The sequence below is a fragment of the Rheinheimera sp. UJ63 genome (assembly GCF_021568285.1).
GTDB classification, from domain to species: domain Bacteria; phylum Pseudomonadota; class Gammaproteobacteria; order Enterobacterales; family Alteromonadaceae; genus Alishewanella; species Alishewanella maricola.
The window spans coordinates 305724-323571 of record NZ_JAKGTQ010000003.1; the positions used below are offsets into that span (position 1 = coordinate 305724).

The window sequence follows — 17848 nt, forward strand, 5'->3', positions numbered from 1 at the left end:
AGAGGCACAGCTTTAGTATCAGATTAACAGATAGTACAAATCAGTTTTATCCACTGTCATTACACACAAATCTATTACATTATTTTTTCAGTTCTATGTTTTCATATTTTCGTTCAGACGATTTGTACGGCCAAGATCGTATCGTTTAGACAGCTTCTATACTTATAACAATTAGCAAATGGATAAAATCAAATGACAGAAAAAACCGCTGATATAGGAATTACAAACCACCCCACGCATCATGCATCAACCAAACATGGCATTATCCTGTTGCTGGCATCGGTAATGCCTGCGATGGCAATCATTTCTTTAGTGCCGGTACTACCTTTGCTTTTAATGGAGTTTTCCCATGTGTCAGGCTCGGTATTTTTAGTCCCTATTGCCATGACAATTCCCGCATTGTGTGTCGCTTTATTTTCACCGCTGGCAGGCTGGATTTCTGACAAAGTGGGCAGGAAGTCGATTCTGCTTAGTGCACTTGTGGTTTACGCATTAATAGGTTTATTACCTTTTTTCCTGACAGACTTATTCCACATTATCGCGACACGCGTGTTACTAGGCGTAGCGGAAGCAGCAATCATGACCGTTGCTACTGCGCTAATTGGCGATTACTTTAAAGGTAAAGCACGCGAGCGTTGGGTCACATTACAAATTGCTTCAGTCAGTTTAAGTGCAATCGTATTAATTGCTATTGGCGGTATTCTTGGTGAAATATTAGGGTCTAGAGGCCCCTTCTTACTTTATCTTCTTGCTTTACCAATAGCACTCTTTGTTGCAATAGTGCTATTTGAACCCACTAAAGTTGCTACTGAGACGACAACAAAAATCGTTTCCCTTCCTTGGCGGCGTATCATCCCTTTAATCCTCACCACGTTATTTATCGGTATTATTTTTTACACCGTTATCGTAAAACTCGGCCAAATACTGGCTATCGCAACAGAGGTTTCACCTGCCATCATCGGAGGTATCGGGGCGGCTGCAAATATTGGTGTTGCACTTGGCTCGATTGCTTTTAGACGTTTTAAAGGCGCGTCAGGTCCAGCTTTAGTTGCTATTGGTTTACTCTTGGCGACAATGGGTTATTGCGGTGCAGCGCTTTCAGAAAACTTAGTATTAACCAGCGCAGCTGTCATTGTCGCTTGCTTAGGATTTGGGATCCTCTTGCCTACGATGTTAACTTGGATCTTAAAAGAATTACCCGAACAGGTGCGTGGCCGCGGTACAGGGTTGTGGACTGGCGCATTCTTCTTAGGTCAGTTTGCCGCTCCTATTGTTGTTACCGCATTGCAAACTCAATTAGGTGGTTTAGATACCGTGCTATTATTGATAGCCGGGTTGTCTTTAATCGGCTCGATTATCGCAGCCACTAAAATGAAAAATGCTCAGGGATTAGTCACTCACTAAGTGTTTTACAGGCCCCTCAACTGGCATACACATAGATGCTAGGGGTTTAAACCTTACAAATACTTAAGCAAAACCTGACTGTTTTATTCACAGTCAGGTTTTTAAAACCAATCTACTCATGTCTCCTATCCGTCTTATCAGAACAAAGTAACCTTACAAAGGCTGTGAAAAAATGGTCAACGCACCACGCTGTTCCAATTTGTGATAATTTCGGTCAAAGCCCAAAGTAGCATGAGCATGCTCTCGCATAATCCCCTCAGCTCTGGCACCTTGCTGAGCGCTAATCGCATGAAAAACATGGTGATGTTGTTGATGTGCAAAAGCAAAACGTTTCGCTTCTTGTTGCATATTATTTTTGTCAATCGCCAACGCATTGACGGATGCAAAAGGCATATGGGCATTGCGGGTTAGCGCAGCTTGAATAGCAGGATTTTTGGCTGCCTCGATAATTAACTGATGAAAACGCTGATTCATATGGTGATAACTTTCAACGTCAGCTTCGGTAAATACGGCGTCAGCAAACAATAAATCTCCTGTTGTAAGCAACATCTTCATTTCGTCCACTTGTTGCTGGCTAAGCCCATTTTCTGCTGCCTGGCGGGCAGCTAGCCCCTCTAAAACCCCCCTAACTTCTATTGCCCCCTCAATATCGATAGCCGATACCGAACGAACTTCATAACCACGTCGAGGCAACTTAGTTAACAATCCCTCCTGCTCCAGCGCTCTGAAGGCAATTCTGATGGGAGTTCGCGAAACATGCAAACGTTCAGCAATAGGAATTTCAGCTAAACGCTCTCCAGCCTGCAACTCGCCAGTTAAGATCATCTGTCGCAATGTTGTAATAATGTTTAGGCCTGATGATGTCATAAGGCACTTCCTTAAATTGGATCCAATAATCAACTTATGCCTATATAGTTATCTAAACAAAAGGTTTTTGCTAGTAGCTAACGTTCACAGGCTGAAAAAAGTCAGAGATTGGATCCATTATTTGTTTTATTTGTTCTATTTGCTGATAGTTTGGTCTATATTGGATCCATTAATAGTGAATGCGTACTTCAGGAGATCACGCTATGGCAAAGCAAACATTCATCAAAAATGCATGGTATGTCGCGGCAATGGCTGAAGAAATTGACAGCAAAAAGCCGTTAGGTCGAAAGATCTGTGGTGAAAGCATAGCTTTTTATCGTCAAACCAATGGCGAAGTAGCCGCAGTATTAGACTTTTGCCCTCATCGTGGCGCCGCCTTGTCATTAGGTTACGTTGAAAACGGTTTATTGGTGTGTGGATATCATGGACTGAAAATGGGGCCTGACGGTAAAACCCAAGCAATGCCATTACAGCGCGTACAAGGTTTTCCTTGCATGAAATCATTCGCGGTGGTTGAACGTTATGGATTTATTTGGGTTTGGCCTGGTGATAGAGCAGCCGCTGAACCTGATTTAATTCCACATTTAGAATGGGCACAGAATGATGACTGGGCTTACGGTGGTGGTATATATCATATCAAATGCGATTACCGTTTAATGGTTGATAACTTGATGGATTTAACGCATGAAACCTATGTTCATGCCAGCAGCATTGGTCAAAAAGAAATTGATGAATCTCCGGTAATGACTGAAATAGAGGGTGACAAAGTTTTTACCCGTCGATATATGGAAAATATTATGGCGCCGCCATTTTGGCAAGCCGCACTTGAAGGTAATGGCCTCGCGTCAGACGTACCCGTTGACCGGTGGCAAATTTGCCGTTTTACCCCGCCTTCACATGTGATGATTGATGTTGGAGTGGCGCATGCTGGGTATGGTGGTTTCAAGGCACCGCATAACAAGAAAGCCAGTAGTACGGTAGTAGATTTTATCACTCCCGAAACTGAAGATACCATGTGGTATTTCTGGGGTATGGCACGCAACTTCAAGCCACATGACAAGGTGTTAACTGCGAAAATTCAACAAGGCCAAGGGGATATCTTCCGTGAAGATCTGGAAGTGCTTGAACGCCAACAAGAAAATCTTAAAAACTTCCCCCAGTTTGATTTACTAAAACTCGACATTGATGCAGGTGGTGTGCAAGCGCGTCGAATCATCGAACGTCTTATTGATGCAGAGATAGCTTTGCAGAACGGTGCATTGAATAACGATGATGCCCCCTTAGCAACCATAACATTCTAAAAGAGGGCGCGATGATCCCCGCCATTATCAGAAATTCTGTAGTAGAAGCCAAAGACATTGTTCGACTAGTAATAGGTCGAGCAGATAACACACCCTTGCCGCCTTTTGACGCAGGAGCCCATTTGGATATTAAATTGCCAAGTGGTTTGCTTCGCCAGTACTCATTATGTCGACTACAAAGTGATCAACGTTACTATGAAATCGCCGTGCTGAAAGATCCAAAATCGCGAGGAGGCTCGAAGGAAATGCATCGATTAGCAATCGGTGACAGGGTGGAGATAAGTGAGCCTAAAAATCATTTTTCATTGGTCAACCCAAGTAAGAAAACCCTGCTGATTGCCGGAGGTATTGGTGTCACCCCATTGCTGCCCATGGCTCAAGTTCTAAAACGTCACGGCACCCCTTTTGCATTTCACTACTGCGCAAAATCGCCAGAGACAGCCGTATTCGCTAAGGCACTACAGCAAGGATCTTTTGCTGAAAACATGGTGTTTCATTTTAGTCAAAGTCCAGAGTCGGGCCGAATGAATGCACAGCAGGTCTTGGCAAAATCTATCGATGACACTGATTTATATGTTTGTGGTCCTGCAGAATTTATTACAGACATTTTGGAACAAGCTCGCTTACTCGGTTGGCGTGAAGAGGCGTTACATCGGGAATTTTTTGCTGCCCCATTGGTCGACAATAACGCTTTAACGAATAATGCTTTCACGGTAAAGATTGCTAGTACCGGCCAGCAGTTTGCCGTAAGTGCTGAGCAATCTATTGCCGAGGTGTTAGATAAAAATGGCATATTTTTGCCGATATCTTGTGGTTCGGGCGTTTGTGGCACCTGTCAAACTAAGGTACTGGCTGGTGAGCCTGAGCATAGAGATGTCTTCTTAACCGCTCAAGAGCAGCAACGTGGTCAACTGATTATGCCTTGTTGTTCCAGATCGAAAACAGACACTCTTACCTTAGACTTGTAGCATCGCTGGCAAAGCTAAAAAAACCTTAGGCGCGGCCACGTAGGCTTGAAACCAGCATTGCTACGATTACAAAACTTAAAGACATATTAAATGCCAGCGAAATGGTACTCATTAGGGCGTCATTAGTATCAGGAGATAATGTGCTATCACCTAAAAAGTGATGGAACATCAAATTAACTAAACTCATACCAAACAAATTGCCAATAGTCCGAGACAGATTCATCGACGAGGATGCCACGCCTAGTTCATTTCGGCTGACAGCCCCCATAATGGCATTGTTGTTTGGTGTTGAAAACAACCCAAAACCTACTCCGAGTAACAATAATGCACTACTAATATAGGCAATACTGGAGGTGACTGATAATTGTGATAACGCTAAAAAGCCCATAGCAACAACCAGACAACCGCTGGTCGCTATCATCCGAGGCTGTATTTTATCAGCGAGTCGTCCTGCAAATGGCGCGACAATCGCCATAGTAACGGCTTGAAGTAATACCACTTGCCCCGCTTGCAACGGGCTGAGACCTTTGATGTACTGTAAGTATAAACTTAATAAAAAAGCTAACGAAAAATTGCTGGCGTACATAAGAAAAGATGTTGATAACGACAAACTAAATATGCGACTTTCAATGAACATTTGTACCCGAATTAAAGGCTGCCTACTTTGACTTTGATGCACTACAAACAGCAATAAACAAAGAACAGAGAGAATTAATAACAACAAACCTAACATGCTAGGTACGTAGCTTAAACCAACGACTAAGCACACTGAAAAAAGTGAGAAAATCACCGTTCCCCACCAATCAAAGCGGGTTTTAAGCTCGCTTTTCCACTCACCATGTAAAAATAATTTGATACTTAACAAAAGTAAGAGCACTAAAGGGACCTGGGAGAAGAACACCGCCCGCCATCCCCACAATTCGGTTAACCAGCCACCTATTGCCGGTGCGATACTCAAACCAATATAGACACAGGCAGCCGAAATACCTAAGGCCATGCCTCTTTTCTTATCAGGTGTTACAGAGGTAATAATTGCAATACCAACACCAAAAATCATAGCCCCTGCTGCACCTTGTACAAACCGCCAGAACAAGATCCATTCAATTGAAGAGCCTATTGCACACATCAGAGCCGAAAACGCATTTAATCCTAGACCAGAAGCATATACGCGTTTTCGACCATAATTGTCAGCCATTTTGCCGCAAGGCAGCATAAAAACGACACTACTGAGCAAATAGAGTGTAGGCAGCCATCCAACCATGCTAGCACTGGCTTGTAAATCTGCAGCAAGATTAGGAATAGCAATATTTACCGCTGACATGCCTAAAGGACCAATAATGGCCCCGCAGCAAACAATGATTAGTGCAATCGTCGTAACTGGAAGTTTAAACAAAACAGATCTCTTAAAAAAATAGTGAATACTAAGCGCTTAAAAGCGTGATGACCAAGTCATCGCCAAGTGCAGCCCCTCTATAAATAGCGCACAACAACGCAGATAAAAATAACATGCTACTGAAAGAAAACACCGCTATTTCTTAAGGCTATATGCAAACAGATTGGCTTTTTATCGCCGAAAAAAGAGTATGCAGAATGAGGTAAGGGTAAGCGATATAAGCATCTACGCAAATTTGAATTAAATGATGTCAAGTATTGGCAATTCTGATAGCTACTATAAAAATAGTCGAATAGTGTTAAAGGGTTGCATTGGTTATGATTCATAACTTAAGGAAGCAAACGTATATTAAGCCCCTAACGATGATGGAATCAGTCGATGAGCAATATTACACTTTACCTATCACCAGGCAGCTGTGCTCGAGTAAGCGCAATTGTACTGGAAGAATTAGAGCTCGAATTTGAGACACAGGTTGTCCGTTTTATGCAGGGCGAGCACAAAACGCCCACCTATAAAATGATAAACCCCAAAGGTAAAGTGCCGGTACTCATTTATCATGGTCAAGCATTAACCGAAAATGTTGCCATTATCACTTTTTTAAACCAGCTGTATGGCAAACTCTTACCGCCCACGAATAATCCCCTAGATTTTTCTAAACAACTGGCGGATCTGTGTTTTTGCTCTTCGACCTTACACCCTTTGGTTACGCGCATTAGAATGCCCAGCTTTTTTGCCGGTGAAGATAACGCCAAAACCGTTCAGGATCTGGCCTTCAAAGCCATGGACGAGTTTTTTCAATTGATTGATAAAACCCTGTCAGATCAGAAGTGGTGGTATTCAGATAACTGGTCAGCCATTGACGCTTATCTGCATTGGTGTTTTTGGCGAGTACAAGATGCTGGCTACCCAGTTGAAAAATATCAACACTTTTGCGACCACGCCGAGAGAATGGCGCAACGTCCAGCGGTTAAACGAGCTATTGCCCGCGATAATGCAGCAAGCTTGATACTGGAAAGTGAAGGTTTATTATTTAAGCCACAACCTATTGTTCGATAAACCGCAATATTCAACAGAACTACGATATTGCAAAGGAGATAATTATTACTACACGAGCCGCACCAAGACAGTTAACCGTGTTGCATACACAGTATGTAACACCCAATATGCTGCGTATTACCCTGGGGGGAGCAGCCTTAGCTGATTTTCCTACCGAGCAAGCAAGCGCCTATGTAAAGTTGGTTTTTCCTCAAACTAACAGCTCACGCCCGCTGTTACGAACCTACACAATTCGGCATCAAACTGCCCATTCAATCGATATTGATTTTGCTTTACATGATGCCAAAGGACCTGCGTCGTCTTGGGCGATGAATGCTCAAGTTGGTGATTGCATTCTGGTGGGTGGCCCTGGACCTAAACGTTTGGTCACTCAGCCGGCAGATAACTTTATTATCGCAGGCGATATGACAGCACTTCCGGCGATAAGTGTTAATTTAGCGATGTTGCCACTCAACGCAACAGGTTTTGCGATTATTGAGGTTACCACTAGGGCAGATATCCAAACACTTGAACATCCCGCCAATATGAAATTAATCTGGGTTATCGCCAACGAGGAAGCGGCACAAAACAGAGACAATCCACTGCTCGCGCACATTAAAGCATTACCACAGTTCAGTGGTTTAACGTCAATATGGGTAGCATGTGAATTTAACGGTATGAAGCTAATACGCAAATATTTAAAAGAGCGTTACGACTTACCCAAGGCATACTTTTATACCTCTAGTTATTGGCAAAAAGGCCATTCAGAAGACGAGCACAAAGTTGCCAAAAGTAATGATACTGAGTAGACAGCAGATAAAACGTATTAGCTGTTTTAATAGCGAAATGTGAAGTCGCTATGCTCAATTAGAAACGGCCGATTGTCAGTTAATAAGTTTTCACAGTTGTGATCTTAAAACTTCTAATGGGTTCCAACACTCAGTATTACTTACTGTAATACTGAGTGTTCGGCTAGCGCTTTTTGAACACGTTTCACTAGATTGAAATGACTAACTGTATGTAACAACGTATTTTACGCTGTAACATGAACAAGCCACCTTGCGTAACAGCACTCGTTACCAAGGTGAACATTAACTTTTACGGCGACAAGCCCTAATTCATTAATTAAATAGGCTGTGCCAGTGCCATCATACTTTCACGCATAATCGCGGTGTGCTCTGCTTTATCACCGCCTTCAATTTCAATTTGCGCTAGTCGACCTGAGTTTTCGACCACCATGCGACATCGGTCCCAACGTCGCTGTTGAAATGCCGCTAGCCCCTCTTCAACACTAACGTCTTTGCATAGCTCTTCTGCCAGAACGATGGCACTTTCAATGCCAATACAAGCACCTGATGCCAAGTGCGGCGTTGTAGCTGCAACCGTATCACCGATCATCACAATACGGTTTTTATACCAGGGTGCAGGCACTAATAAATTGCCTAAAGAGCGGAAATCAATCATCGAGTCTTCATTCAGCATCCCCGCTAACTCTTGAATCATTGGCGCTGGGAATGTGAGCATTAAAGCTCTTAGTTTTTCTACATAATCCGCGGGATCGACTTGTTGCCGCTCTTTTTTATCCTCGGTCAGAAATAAATACATTTGATCTTTAGACATGGGGTTTACACCCACTTTTAAATGCGGACCAACCCACATCATAGTATTTTCAACATTCGGTAAACGAGGTAACACCGCCCGCCAAACCCCTTGCCCTACATAACGAGGTTCACCTGCTTCAGGAAAATGCGATTTACGCACACTGGAAAACACACCGTCAGCAGCAACAACCAAATCATAGGTGTCCGTCGTACCATCAGTAAAGGTAACCTCAACCCCTGTTGCTGAATTAATCATCTGCGTGTAAGTGCAGCCAAGCTTGACCTTAGTACCCGAGGCCCGAGTTTTTTCAGCCAAAATCTTCGCTAACGCCGGACGCATAATAGCGCCAGAAGCAGGAATATCCTTATCGCCGATAAGAGGTGTTGGTAATTTTGCAATGTGAATGCCGTGAGGAGCAAACAAGTCAAGCCCACTATGAGCATGTCCAACTTTTAAAAATTCATCCAAGATACCAATGGTTTTAAAGGCTCTAAGCGTGGCACCGCCAATACTTATCCCTGCACCATCTGTTCGCCAATTAGGATCGATTTCCACTAAATGAACATCAATATTGCGTTTTCTAAACTCAATAGCTGCGGTCATTCCAGAAAAACCGCCGCCTATTATCAATACCTTATGCACGCTTGGGTTCATAAGTTGAACTCCTTTATTATTGTTTGGTCAATCCAAATTTCGTTTTGTTCAGAAATCTCAATTGGCACCTTAGTGAGCTTTTGTCCTAAACAAGGACCTTGAATACACTTACCGTTTTCAATTTGAAATAACGCGCCGTGAGCGGCACAAACAATATACTCAGCAACATTATTCAGATAATGATGACGCTTCCAAGGCAGCGTGGTGTCTCCGTAGTGAGGACAGCTATCCTTATAAGCAAAAAGTTTATTCTTGGAACGCACAATGAAAAACGTGTCGCTCCCTGAATGATTCAAGTCGAAACCCTTTGCCTGTTCTTCGGCGAAATCATCAATTACACCTAAAAAAATTTTATTCATCGTAAGCTTAAGGCTTTGGACCACCTGGACCTGGCGCCCACTTTTCCCGATATTGCAGTAAAAATGCTTGCGAGTTATCTGGGCCTATCATAGCTTCTCTGCCTTGCCAAGATTCATCATGCTGATCCATATCAGCGTCATATTCCATATTGCATCCAAATGGGCTTTTGAAGTACCAAAACCAATTCGATCCAAAAAGATGACGTCCAGGCCCCCAGAAACTTTGATAGCCTTTATTAACCATATTGGTTCCCGCTTGCACCACATCTGTCGGTCCTGCCATATGGAAAGTAAAATGCTCACAACCTTGCATAAAAGCAGGTGCTTGAATAAAGAAAATAGTGTGATGATCTTGAGTCGCTGCTGGGCGCATAAATGGCCCTACCCCAGTAAATCTATCTGTGGTTACAAACCCCAAGCGGTTTGCAAAAAAGGCTTCAGCTTTAACAGAATCTGGCACGAAATACACAACATGCGATAAGGACTGAACCCGTGGTACATCGGTTTTCGTCACGCCAGGTTGATTAATTTCTCGGTTAACATCACCGGGGGCATTAATCCGTTCAGCTTTTTCCGTGTTCGTGGTTCTGATGGTAATTTGAAAACCTAAAACAAAGCCCATGTCGTCAACAAGTTCAAGGCTACCGTCTGCCAGTACCTTCACTTCGCGGTCGGTAAACTCAGCTTTAATGGCGTCTAGGGTAGCTTGATCTTTCACACCATAGACGGTTTTGCGAAGCATTGACCCCGTTGTTAACGCAGCGGGTAACGATTTGTCATCTTTTGCACGTATTTCAATACCTGTTCCATCCAGGGCACTGTAATAGTGTTCATTTTGTGGTGTTAAGCCGTAATCAACTGCAAATTGTTTCGCGGCAGCTAAATCTTCAACACCCCAAATAAGTTTATCGGGTCCAATAATATTCATTGTAAGATCCTATTTTGCTTTTAATTCGTTAAAGGTTTCAGCTACCCAATCGGCGATATATGTCCCTGCATTGGCGCTATTATCAAAGCTCGAATGTTGCACCCCACCTTCACGTTCAGTAAATATCTTCAATTCGCGCTTCGGACTGTTAATTAATTGCTCATAGGTTCTCTCTGCCCACTTCAGCGGGATTTGAGAATCTTTAGCGCCATGAGTAACTAAAAAAGGCACTTTGATTTTTTCAATTTGACCATCTAAATGCACGTTTTCAGCAATGCGCATAAAGTCATCCATATCTTTAGCTCCCCATACCCATTGCACATGAGTCCAATAATGCGGCACAGGAAAGTCACCTTCTTTTTCTAAACGACGTTTTTGTACATCGCGCCAATCGTGGTTGGCCCCCCACACACAGCCTAAAGCGAGGCGCGGTTCATTGGCGACAGCGCGAGGACAGTAATACCCGCCTAGCGAAACCCCTTCCATGCCAATACGCTTACTGTCAACATCGGCCTGTTGTTCTAACCAATCAACCACTCGACTTGCCCAATGTTCGGTGTCAAAACGCGCATGAAACCCCTCTAGTTTTAAGGCCTCACCGGTACCTGGTTGATCTAAAATAAGTGATGAAACACCACGTTCAGCTAACCAGCCCGGTAAACCAACGCGGTATTTCATTTCTTTTGAGGAGTCTAATCCATTTACTTGAATCAGGATGGGGGCAGGACCCGTTACGCCTTGAGCTTTGACATACAATGCTGATAGATGCTTCCCTTCGTAAGGAATTTCTACACGAACACAGTTTTCATTACTCAGTGAGATTGATTTTTGAAAAAGCTCAAGGGATCGCTTATACAACTCCACTCGGCCAGGTGCACCATGTGCTTGTAATCTTTCACAGGTAATCAGATAGGTTGCCGCACGATTATATTTATAACCTGCCGATAACAGGCGCCCTTTTTCTTCATCCTCTTCTGCTAGACTACACAATTTATCGGCCATTTTTGCCCAGGTGTCTCGAAACGCCTGCACGCCTTCTTTATCTGGTGATTTAGCTGCATCTTGCAATGGACCACACATTTCCTCTATTTCACCAATGCGAGCACCCATCTCGATCGCTAAATTAACTGATAAATTCCAAACGTAGTTGGTTGGGAAATACTTAAACATACATTTTCCTTTTGTCGTCAGGGGTTGAGATGCCCTGTTATGGATTAATTTTTATTTTTCGATAAAGGCAACGGCACGGACAAAACCCGCTGAAGCGCGTTTAATTTTGTAGGGAAAACAATTAACCAAAAAACCGGTGTCTGGCAGGCTTTCTAAATTACTAAGCTTTTCCATTTGTCCATAACCAATATCTCGGCCCGCTTTGTGACCTTCCCATATAATCGAAGCATCACCCGTTGCAGCAAAACGTTCTCGGGTATACTTAAAGGGAGCATCCCAACTCCAGGCATCTGTGCCGACCACTTTGACACCACGCTCTAACAAATAAAGCGTTGCTTCGCGGCCCATGCCAATACCGGCTTCCAAATATCCGGGTTGACCAAAAAGAGCACCAGCCCGAGTATTCACTAATACAATATCTAAAGGTTTCAGCGTGTGATTGATCCTAGCCAACTCTTGTTCGACATCAGCTGCGGTAACGATATAACCATCCGGAAGGTGCCGAAAGTCCAGTTTAACGCCAGGCTGAAAACACCATTCCAGTGGCAGCTCGTCAATACCAAAAGCGGGTTTACCGCCATCCGTAGTCGACGCATAGTGCCAGGGCGCATCCATATGGGTGCCGCTGTGGGTGGTGATATCTAAACGTTCGGCAGCCCAAGCTTCATCACCCGGAAGTTGTGCTTTAGTTAAGCCTGGAAACATTGCGCCCATTTCAGGCCAACCTTGCTGATGATCCATATAATCAATTTTCGGTAGCAGCGGCGGAGGATCGGTATAAGGGTTATTATCTAAGGTGACCGATAAGTCGATTAAGGTATAATTTCTAGGATTAAACATTATGGTTTCTCACTTAGATTTTGGACGGTGACACGCTGAGAGATTTGGCCAAAAATACTCACACCTGCTGAATTAAACGCATTCATCGTGACAATTTCGTCTTGTTGCATAAATGGCGTTTGTGCGGCCCCAGCCGTGATCATCTCCTTTGCTCGAAGTTCTGAAATACAAGCCTGGCCTCTGGCAGGATCCGCGTTAGAAACCGTTCCAGAACCGAAAACCGTACCTGCCTTGATCGTTCGGGTTTGTGCAACGTGAGCAATTAATTCATGAAAACCAAAATGCATTTCTTGCCCTAATGGTTCGCCAAAAACCTCACCGTTGCGTTTCACCTGTAAAGGCAAGCAAACTCGACCATCTTGCCAATACTCACCCAATTCGTCTGGCGTTAATGCAAAAGGTGCAAAGGCGGTACTTCCTTTCGCTTGCACAAAACCAAAGCCTGTTTTCATTTCTCGGGGGCCTAAAGCGCGATAACTAATGTCATTAAGCATGACGACTAAACGAATTTTCGACTTCGCGAACTCAGCAGAGCTTCCCATGGGTATATGATCAACAATGACGCCAAACTCGCCCTCGAAGTCAATTCCATGCTTTAAATCAGCCACGACAATATCATCTGTCCCAGCTAGAAAGCTGTCACCAGCCCCCTGATAAACTAGAGGATAAATATTTGCATCAGCAATTGGATCAAGATGAAATGCTTGCTGCATTAAATGCCCGTGGTTTAAAAACAATGATCCATCCAACCACTGCCATGAGCGTGGTAAAGGGGCACCTAACTCTTCTACATTTAATGGCAAGCGATTTTTTACGTTGCCGGCATTTAATTCTGCGTACAGCCTTTCTAAGCCCTGAACACACAACGACCAATTATCCAAAGCAAATTGTAATGTCGGTGCAATACCACTGGCATCGACAAAATAACGCTGATCTTCTGAAATGATAATAAGTGTGCCATCCGGATGAGGTAGCCTTAAAGATGCGAGCTTCATGCACAAAACGCCTTATCGGTTAAAAATACAGCTAAAATTTATTAGGTTAATACTAATATTTTCTTTGCAATCCATAAAATTGAATGTTTAGATATTAACCATCCAAAAATCTGATAGATGTGCTGAGATTTTTAGTGTCTTTAAAACCATAAGAATTAAAGGAAGCATGATCACGATGAGATTTGAACAGCTAGATCTAAATTTGCTTGTCGCTTTAGATATATTATTAGAAGAGCAAAACATCACAAAAAGCGCGGAGCGATTACACTTGTCGCAATCAGCAACCAGTGGGGTGTTGGCGCGTTTACGCGCGTTTTTTGAAGACGATTTGTTAGTACAAATAGGAAAAAAAATGCAACCCACCCCCTTCGCCTTAGAGTTGCAGGGGCCTGTGGCAGGTGTGTTAGCTACCGTGCGTGGTTCGATCATTGGAAAAAAAGCCAATAATCCCGAAACAAGTGAACGCAATTTCAAAATCATTGCTTCAGATTATGTTATTCAAGTCATCCTAGCCGATTTTATCCCCTATATTGCTAAAGTTGCCCCTAAAGTCACTTTCGAGTTTTTAACACCTTTTGCAAACGATATCAGTGTGCTATCAAAAGGTGGAGCCGACTTGATGATCGCTCCGGAATCGGTTGCGCTGGATAGCTATTCGAGTGTGCCATTGATGGTTGACGATATGGCTTGCATAACAGATTCAAACAATAAACACATTGGTGATTTCCTCACGATTGAGCAATTTATTTCGTTAGGGCACGTCTCTGTTGGTTTTGCTCGCGTCAGCCACCTGAGCGTGGAACAATGGCTAGTGGATAACGTAAAAAGTCAGCGCAGAGTCGAAATTATAACTAATGATTTTTCAACGATGGTTTACAGCTTATTAAATACTGATCGTGTTGCCATTTTACCGAGCCAATTCGCACAATTACACGCTAATCGTAATTCAGTAAAAATCGTCAAATTACCCTTTCAATTACCGCAATTGAAAGAAAGCATGATCTGGCACCCTACACTCGAAAATGACCCCATGCATAAATGGCTAAGACAAAAAATCTTGGACTGCTCAAAAAAATTTCGAGAAACGCTCTAGCTCAGATTCACTGGGGGGTTAGGTTGTCTTAACCCCCGTTTAAAACTGTTCGGTATCAATTTCTGCTTGTGTTGCCAAGGGGTATCTATCCCCTTTGATATTAACCGGGCTAAAAGCTTGATTAAGCTGTTGTATTTGTTCAGTAGAAAGACACACTGTTGCTGCCTGATGATTCTCGTGTAAGTGTGACAATTTTGTAGTACCTGGTATCACATGAATATGTGGCCCTTGATGCAGTAACCAAGCTAAACTTAACTGTGCCATAGTACACCCCATCTCAAGACTCAATGCGTTAAGCTTGGTTAATAATGGCAGATTGTATTTAAGCGTGTCAGCTTGAAAGCGTGGCATGCCCTTGCGTATATCGCCGTCAACAAACGCTTCGCTGTTTGTGACTTGCCCAGTCAAAAACCCCCGACCAAGAGGCGAAAATGCAACAAAAGCGGTGCCAAGTGCAGCACAAGTAGTAAGGACAGATATTTCTGCATTTCGAGTCCACAAAGAATATTCGGTTTGCATCGCTGCAATTGGATGCACAGCATGTGCTTTTTGCAGCGTTGCCGCTGACACTTCGGATAAACCAATAGCTTTAATTTTTCCGGCATCAACCATCCTCGACAACTCACCGATGCTTTCTTCTATCGGCACTGTTTTATCCCAACGATGTAAATAGTAAAGATCTAAGACATCGGTTTGTAAGTTTCTTAGCGACTGCTCGATCGTCGCACGCAACGTAGCAGGCCGACCATCAATAACACGTTTGCCGTCAACACCAGTCATACCGCATTTACTGGCCAGAAAAACCCGCTGACGATGCGGCTTTAACAGTTTGCCCAGTAATTCCTCATTACGGCCAAAACCATACAAAGCAGCCGTATCAAAGTGCGTAATGCCAATATCCAAGGCTTCGTTAATGATTGCTGCAGCATCCGTTTCGTTCAATGGATGACCATAAGCATGGCTGAGGTTCATACAACCTAAACCGATTTCAGGAACCCATGTTCCGGCTAACATTCGTTGATTCATGTTGTTCTTAGCATGTTGATTAAAGACCTATAAGTTGCTGCTCTAATTCATGCAGAACGCGGTAACAATCGAGCACTTGAGCAATACTAGCGTTGGGATCACGGTTTTCTTGAATCGCCAAAAAAAACTCACGATCTTGCAGTTCAATGCCGTTCATTGATACTGCAACTTGTGACACATTAATGGGTGTTTCTTTTCCATCCACTAAATCATCGTATCGCGCAATAAAAGTACCATTGTCACAAATGTAACGGAAGAAAGTACCTAAGGGACCATCGTTATTAAACGATAAAGACAAGGTACAGATTGCACCATTCTCCGCTTGCAATTGAATAGACATATCCAGTGCAATACCCAAATCAGGATGAATGGGGCCTTGGATTGCATTCGCTTTAACAATCCGACTTCCTATTTGATAAGCAAACAAATCAACCGTATGTGCAGCATGATGCCACAATAAGTGATCAGTCCATGAACGAGCTTCACCTTTGGCATTAATGTTTTTACGGCGAAAGAAGTAGGTTTGCACATCCATTTGCTGAATTTGCAACTCGCCTGCGGTAATAAGCTTATGAATATATTGATGTGAAGGATTAAAACGACGCGTATGTCCCACCATGCAGATTTTACCCGTCGCTTTTTGAGTTTCCAGCACAGCCAGCGAATCTTGCCAACTGTCCGCAAGAGGGATTTCGACCTGAACATGTTTTCCTGCTTGCATACATTGAATAGATTGAGCGGCATGTTGCTGTGTTGGTGTGCATAAAATGACTGCATCAGCGTCAATCTTTAGCGCTTCGTCTAAACTTGTGAAAATTTGCGAGATACCATATTCATCGGCAACTTTTTGTGTTTTTTCAATTGATCGCCCTACCAGAGCAACAACCTCAACACCTTCGATTTGCTTAATGCCATCTAGGTGTTTGATCCCGAAGGCGCCAGGGCCTACAACAATAACTTTCATTTCACTCTCCGACGTTATTTATTTTCAAGCACTAAGTGGCCGACCGCAGTATTTGATGCAGGCACATGATAAAAGCGTTTTTTCACATCAACCTGATCATTAAGAGCCCCACGCATAATTAACCACATAATTAGCTCTATACCTTCAGAGCCAGCTAAATTAATGTATTCAAGATGGGGAGTTTTAGCTAAGGCTGCGGGTTCCGACACAATCTTATCTAAAAACGCGTTATCGAACTCTTTATTAATTAATCCCGCTCGCGGCCCCTGCAATTGATGACTCATGCCTCCGGTTCCCCAAATTTGAACATTCAGATCTTCATCAAAACTTTCTACCGCTTTGCGCAGTGCTTTTCCTAAGTTATAACAACGTTGCCCCGAGGGTGTGGGGTAAAGCACAACATTTACGGCAATCGGAATGACACGACATGGCCATTGCTCAGGCTGACCAAACATCAGTGATAATGGCACGGTCAAGCCATGATCCACATCAAGGGTATTCACAACGGTTAAATCAAAGTCATCTTGAATAACCGATTGTGCAATATGCGCCGCTAACTTTGGATACCCCATAACATTTGGTACCGGGCGCGGTCCCCAACCTTCGTCAGCCGGTTTAAATTCGGCCCCTGTAGCAATAGCGAAAGTCGGCACTAAGTTTAGATCAAAGGCCGTGGCATGATCGTTATAGACCAGCAATATCACATCGGGTTTTTGCGCTTTCATCCATGTCTTGGCAAACTCATAACCGTCAAAAAGCGGTTTCCAATACTCATTTTCGGTTAAGCCGTTGTCTATCGCCGCGCCTATAGCTGGAACGTGGGATGTTGCAATACCGGCATTAATTTTAGCCATAATTAATTGTCCTTCTTTAACGTATTGCTGCTATCGGGAGCACGCCCGCCTGATAGCATCATTTGCGCATATTCTGCTTGAGTCATGCCGGTCATGGTGGATGCTGCAGCTTGAAAACTAATACCGTCACTTGAAAAAATTTTAGCCAGAAAATAAATATTGCCACCAAGACTGATCATCTTGTTGTAATCACGCGCAAGAACGGCGGCTTTTTGCTCGTCACTCATTGGCCACTGGTCAAGATAAGCTTGCTCATTTTGTTTAAATTTTTCTCGATTAGGTGCTTTCATTAAAGACATACAAAATTGATTTAGATGAAAACCTAAGCTTGCCATGTCAGCATCAAATATCGTTGTACCCGGCACCTTTTTATAAGGTTTATCAATAGCCATACG

Annotated in this window: 18 protein-coding genes; 6 read left to right on the top strand and 12 right to left on the bottom strand. The window is 43.4% G+C overall.

Translation table 11 applies throughout. The features are described 5' to 3' along the window. Nucleotides 1-192: 192 nt before the first annotated feature. Entirely contained in the window at nucleotides 193-1404 is a 1212-nt protein-coding gene (locus tag L1N97_RS11530) for an MFS transporter (protein ID WP_236129884.1), read from the top strand. A gap of 153 nt (nucleotides 1405-1557) precedes the next feature. Here the strand turns inward: L1N97_RS11530 and L1N97_RS11535 are convergent, their stop codons facing one another. Continuing rightward, nucleotides 1558-2271, bottom strand: coding sequence for a GntR family transcriptional regulator (locus L1N97_RS11535; RefSeq protein ID WP_236129885.1), 714 nt, complete (start codon nucleotides 2269-2271; stop codon nucleotides 1558-1560). A gap of 203 nt (nucleotides 2272-2474) precedes the next feature. Here L1N97_RS11535 and L1N97_RS11540 point away from each other — a divergent pair, with 203 nt between their 5' ends. Next, entirely contained in the window at nucleotides 2475-3572 is a 1098-nt protein-coding gene (locus L1N97_RS11540) for an aromatic ring-hydroxylating dioxygenase subunit alpha (protein WP_236129886.1), read from the top strand. A gap of 11 nt (nucleotides 3573-3583) precedes the next feature. Next, nucleotides 3584-4540 (top strand): PDR/VanB family oxidoreductase, encoded by a 957-nt coding sequence (locus tag L1N97_RS11545; protein ID WP_236129887.1) that lies wholly within the window; start codon nucleotides 3584-3586, stop codon nucleotides 4538-4540. A gap of 25 nt (nucleotides 4541-4565) precedes the next feature. On the opposite strand, the gene L1N97_RS11550 is transcribed toward L1N97_RS11545, so the two are convergent. After that, nucleotides 4566-5933 (bottom strand): MFS transporter, encoded by a 1368-nt coding sequence (locus L1N97_RS11550; RefSeq protein ID WP_236129888.1) that lies wholly within the window; start codon nucleotides 5931-5933, stop codon nucleotides 4566-4568. Nucleotides 5934-6311: 378 nt separating this feature from the next. Between L1N97_RS11550 and L1N97_RS11555 the strand changes: the two genes are divergently transcribed. Continuing rightward, nucleotides 6312-6989 (top strand): glutathione S-transferase family protein, encoded by a 678-nt coding sequence (locus L1N97_RS11555; RefSeq protein ID WP_236129889.1) that lies wholly within the window; start codon nucleotides 6312-6314, stop codon nucleotides 6987-6989. A gap of 77 nt (nucleotides 6990-7066) precedes the next feature. Next, nucleotides 7067-7777 carry a siderophore-interacting protein gene (locus L1N97_RS11560; RefSeq protein WP_236129890.1) on the top strand — a complete coding sequence of 237 codons (711 nt, stop codon included), beginning with the start codon at nucleotides 7067-7069 and terminating at the stop codon, nucleotides 7775-7777. 316 nt (nucleotides 7778-8093) lie between these two features. Here L1N97_RS11560 and L1N97_RS11565 read toward each other — a convergent pair whose 3' ends face one another. Genes L1N97_RS11565 through L1N97_RS11590 form a run of 6 tightly spaced genes read right to left on the bottom strand, consistent with a single transcriptional unit; the run spans nucleotide 8094 to nucleotide 13516 of the window. Further along, the gene (locus L1N97_RS11565) at nucleotides 8094-9224 is read right to left on the bottom strand and encodes an FAD-dependent oxidoreductase (protein ID WP_236129891.1); all 1131 of its coding nucleotides are present in this window, start codon (nucleotides 9222-9224) and stop codon (nucleotides 8094-8096) included. Next, nucleotides 9221-9583 (bottom strand): Rieske (2Fe-2S) protein, encoded by a 363-nt coding sequence (locus L1N97_RS11570; RefSeq protein ID WP_236129892.1) that lies wholly within the window; start codon nucleotides 9581-9583, stop codon nucleotides 9221-9223. Before L1N97_RS11570 ends, L1N97_RS11565 begins: the two co-directional genes overlap by 4 nt. Nucleotides 9584-9590: 7 nt before the next feature. Further along, nucleotides 9591-10511 (bottom strand): VOC family protein, encoded by a 921-nt coding sequence (locus tag L1N97_RS11575; RefSeq protein WP_236129893.1) that lies wholly within the window; start codon nucleotides 10509-10511, stop codon nucleotides 9591-9593. 9 nt (nucleotides 10512-10520) lie between these two features. Continuing rightward, nucleotides 10521-11681 (bottom strand): alpha/beta hydrolase family protein, encoded by a 1161-nt coding sequence (locus L1N97_RS11580; protein WP_236129894.1) that lies wholly within the window; start codon nucleotides 11679-11681, stop codon nucleotides 10521-10523. A gap of 51 nt (nucleotides 11682-11732) precedes the next feature. Further along, on the bottom strand, nucleotides 11733-12521 hold the full coding sequence (locus L1N97_RS11585; RefSeq protein ID WP_236129895.1) for a cyclase family protein: 789 nt from the start codon (nucleotides 12519-12521) through the stop codon (nucleotides 11733-11735). Then, nucleotides 12521-13516 carry a fumarylacetoacetate hydrolase family protein gene (locus tag L1N97_RS11590; RefSeq protein ID WP_236129896.1) on the bottom strand — a complete coding sequence of 332 codons (996 nt, stop codon included), beginning with the start codon at nucleotides 13514-13516 and terminating at the stop codon, nucleotides 12521-12523. The genes L1N97_RS11585 and L1N97_RS11590 overlap by 1 nt, the downstream gene beginning before the upstream one ends. Nucleotides 13517-13691: 175 nt before the next feature. Between L1N97_RS11590 and L1N97_RS11595 the strand changes: the two genes are divergently transcribed. Then, on the top strand, nucleotides 13692-14609 hold the full coding sequence (locus L1N97_RS11595) for a LysR family transcriptional regulator (RefSeq protein ID WP_236129897.1): 918 nt from the start codon (nucleotides 13692-13694) through the stop codon (nucleotides 14607-14609). A gap of 39 nt (nucleotides 14610-14648) precedes the next feature. Here L1N97_RS11595 and L1N97_RS11600 read toward each other — a convergent pair whose 3' ends face one another. The 4 genes from L1N97_RS11600 to ligA are packed head-to-tail and all read right to left on the bottom strand — an operon-like array spanning nucleotide 14649 to nucleotide 17845. Next, the gene (locus L1N97_RS11600; protein ID WP_236129898.1) at nucleotides 14649-15635 is read right to left on the bottom strand and encodes an aldo/keto reductase; all 987 of its coding nucleotides are present in this window, start codon (nucleotides 15633-15635) and stop codon (nucleotides 14649-14651) included. A gap of 19 nt (nucleotides 15636-15654) precedes the next feature. Further along, complete coding sequence (locus tag L1N97_RS11605) at nucleotides 15655-16599, bottom strand: Gfo/Idh/MocA family oxidoreductase (RefSeq protein ID WP_236129899.1); 945 nt, start codon at nucleotides 16597-16599, stop codon at nucleotides 15655-15657. 14 nt (nucleotides 16600-16613) lie between these two features. Then, nucleotides 16614-17453, bottom strand: coding sequence for a class III extradiol dioxygenase subunit beta (locus L1N97_RS11610; protein WP_236129900.1), 840 nt, complete (start codon nucleotides 17451-17453; stop codon nucleotides 16614-16616). A gap of 2 nt (nucleotides 17454-17455) precedes the next feature. Then, nucleotides 17456-17845: a protocatechuate 4,5-dioxygenase subunit alpha gene (ligA, locus tag L1N97_RS11615; RefSeq protein ID WP_236129901.1), complete on the bottom strand. Its 390-nt coding sequence runs from the start codon at nucleotides 17843-17845 to the stop codon at nucleotides 17456-17458. Nucleotides 17846-17848 lie beyond the last annotated feature (3 nt).